This window comes from Albidovulum sp., from assembly GCF_049646345.1.
Classification (GTDB): Bacteria; Pseudomonadota; Alphaproteobacteria; order Rhodobacterales; family Rhodobacteraceae; genus Albidovulum.
Window position 1 is genome coordinate 1 of sequence record NZ_JBARVQ010000836.1, and the last position, 2,647, is coordinate 2,647.

The 2,647-nt window shown below is 63.4% G+C and carries 3 protein-coding genes; all 3 read left to right on the top strand.

The genetic code is table 11. The features are described 5' to 3' along the window. Positions 1–927: saccharopine dehydrogenase family protein (locus tag WBB85_RS21930; protein WP_432640695.1), on the top strand; the 927-nt coding region annotated here is incomplete at its 5' end. A gap of 17 nt (positions 928–944) precedes the next feature. After that, positions 945–1,418: a hypothetical protein gene (locus WBB85_RS21935; RefSeq protein WP_432640696.1), complete on the top strand. Its 474-nt coding sequence runs from the start codon at positions 945–947 to the stop codon at positions 1,416–1,418. Positions 1,419–1,434: 16 nt separating this feature from the next. Then, on the top strand, positions 1,435–2,547 hold the full coding sequence (locus WBB85_RS21940) for a cystathionine gamma-lyase (protein ID WP_432640697.1): 1,113 nt from the start codon (positions 1,435–1,437) through the stop codon (positions 2,545–2,547). The last annotated feature ends 100 nt before the right edge of the window (positions 2,548–2,647 follow it).

Sequence of the window (2,647 nt, forward strand, 5' to 3'; positions counted from 1 at the left end):
GTGGCCTATATGGATACCGCGATCCATGAAGAACCCGACAAGATCTGCGAAACACCGCCATGGTACGCGAACTACGAATGGAAGAAACGCGAAGCCTGCGAACAGGCGGGCGTGACGGCGATCCTCGGTGTGGGATTCGATCCGGGTGTGGTGAACGCCTATGCGCGGCTTGCCGAGGATCAATTCCTCGACACGATCAGCGAGATCGACATCGTCGATATCAACGCAGGCAGCCACGGCAAGTATTTCGCGACGAACTTCGATCCCGAGATCAATTTCCGCGAATTCACCGGCACGGTCTATTCCTGGCAGGGCGGTGAATGGCGCGAGAATGCGATGTTCGAAGTGGGCCGCGAATGGGACCTGCCGGTCGTCGGCAAGCAGAAGGCTTATATGTCGGGCCATGACGAAGTGCATTCGCTGGCCAACCGCTATCCGCATGCCGATGTGCGGTTCTGGATGGGCTTCGGTGATCACTACATCAATGTATTCACCGTGCTGAAGTCGATCGGCCTCTTGTCCGAGCAACCGGTGACGACGGCCGAGGGGCTGGAAGTGGTGCCGCTGAAGGTGGTGAAGGCCTGCCTGCCCGACCCGGCAAGCCTCGCGCCCGGCTATACCGGCAAGACCTGCATCGGCGATCTGGTGAAGGGCACGAAGGACGGCAAACCGGCCGAGGTCTTCATCTACAACGTCGCCGATCACAAGGAGGCGTTCAACGAGGTGGGCAGCCAGGGCATATCCTATACTGCCGGTGTGCCCCCGGTCGCTGCTGCGATCCTGATCGCCAACGGCACCTGGGATGTGAAGAAAATGGCCAATGTCGAAGATCTCGATCCCAAGCCCTTCATCAGCGTGTTGAACCGTATCGGTCTGCCGACACGGGTAAAGGATGCGGCGGGCGACCGGGCTGTCGATTTCGGCTGATGGATGGATGGCCGACCATGCCGGGTGCTGTCCTCGCCCCTGCATTGGTTCTGGCGGTGGCATTGGCGCCTCCGGCAAGGTCGGCCGAACCTTGTACCGAGCTGACAGCCCTTGTTGATGCGGCAGGCGCGGACTTTCCGAACGGCGGTGCCGCGCCGGAAGAGCGTGAGACGAGCCCCTTGTTGCGCGACGCAGAGACCTGTGCCGTGACGACCGCAATATCGGGGCGGCGGGAATATCATTGCGCCTGGGTATTTCCCTACCGCGCGGTTGACGCGCTTGCGGCGTTCGACTCCCTGAATGGGGTGATCGAGCAATGTTTTCCGAAACACGGGCCTGTCGAGACTGATCAGGGGGTCAATCACCCGGATTTCTACGACCTGCGCCAGTACCCGCTGGATCGCGCCGATCTGTCGGTGTCGCTCAAGGACAAGGTTGCGCTGCAAAAGACCTATGTCTTTCTGAGAATTCGCAGTACCGATCCGGAGTGAGCGCAGGAGTTCCGTTTTGACAACCGACGACACCGCCCGCGCAGCGCGCCTGCTGCACCTTCATCGTGAGGCGCTGGCCAAGGGTGATCCGGTGCCGCCGCAGATCACGCTTGCGGCCATGTATCACCTGCCGGGTGATCCTGCCGGGGCCCGGACCTATGGCCGCGCGGACAATCCGACATGGGAGGTTCTGGAACAGGCCCTCGCCCATCTGGAAGGGGCTGACACCGTCGTTTTCCCCTCTGGCATGGCGGCCATCGCCGCGCCGCTGTTCGCGCTTCTCGGGTCGGGCGACCGGCTGTTGATCCCCTCGGATGGCTACTATACGACCCGGCTTCTGGCGGATCGTTACCTGAAGCGGCTCGGTGTGACGGTTGACACCCGGCCGACCGCAGGGATGGAGGAAGGCGGCTTTGACGGCTACCGCCTCGTCTTTCTTGAAACCCCGTCCAATCCCGGCCTCGACCTCTGCGATCTTGCCGCCATCACCGCCGCCGTCCGGGCGGCGGGGCGGCTGACGGTGGTCGACAATACGACGATGACCCCTTTCGGTCAGCGGCCGCTCGATCTGGGCGCTGATATCGTCGTCGCCGCCGATACCAAGGCGCCGAACGGGCATTCGGATGTGTTGATGGGCCATGTGGCCAGCCGCGACGACGAAATCATCGCGGCGGTGCGGGAGTGGCGGAAGCTCTCTGGCTCCATCCCCGGCCCGTTCGAATGCTGGCTCGCCCATCGCGGGCTGGAGACGCTGGAACTGCGCTTTGACCGGATGTGCAGCAGTGCTGCCATCCTCGCGCCACGGCTGGCCGCACATCCCGCCATCCGCACGATCCGCTATCCGGGGCTTGCGACCGATCCGTCGCACGCGCTGGCCCAGCGTCAGATGACCCGGGCGGGGTTCCTTATCGGTCTGACGCTGCAATCGGCAGAGGCAGCCGAGGCCTTCATCAACAATTGCCCTCTCCTGCAACCCGCCACCTCGTTCGGCGGTGTCCACAGTTCCGCCGAACGCCGCATCCGCTGGGGCGACGCGGTCGATCCCGGCTTTGTCCGCCTGTCGGTCGGTTGCGAACCGGTGGAGGAGTTGTGGAACGCGCTGAAAGCGTCACTCGACGCCGGCAGCTAGCGATAGGGGTCCTTCGGCCCGCGATCCTCGGACAGCGATCCCTGCCGCCGGGCGATCAGGGACTCGATGGCGTCGGCAAGATGCACCTCTGCGATGTTGT

Bases quoted from the DNA above. Each gene is read 5' to 3' on its own strand.
- WBB85_RS21935 (WP_432640696.1), top strand. From the start codon at position 945: ATGCCGGGTGCTGTCCTCGCCCCTGCATTGGTTCTGGCGGTGGCATTG.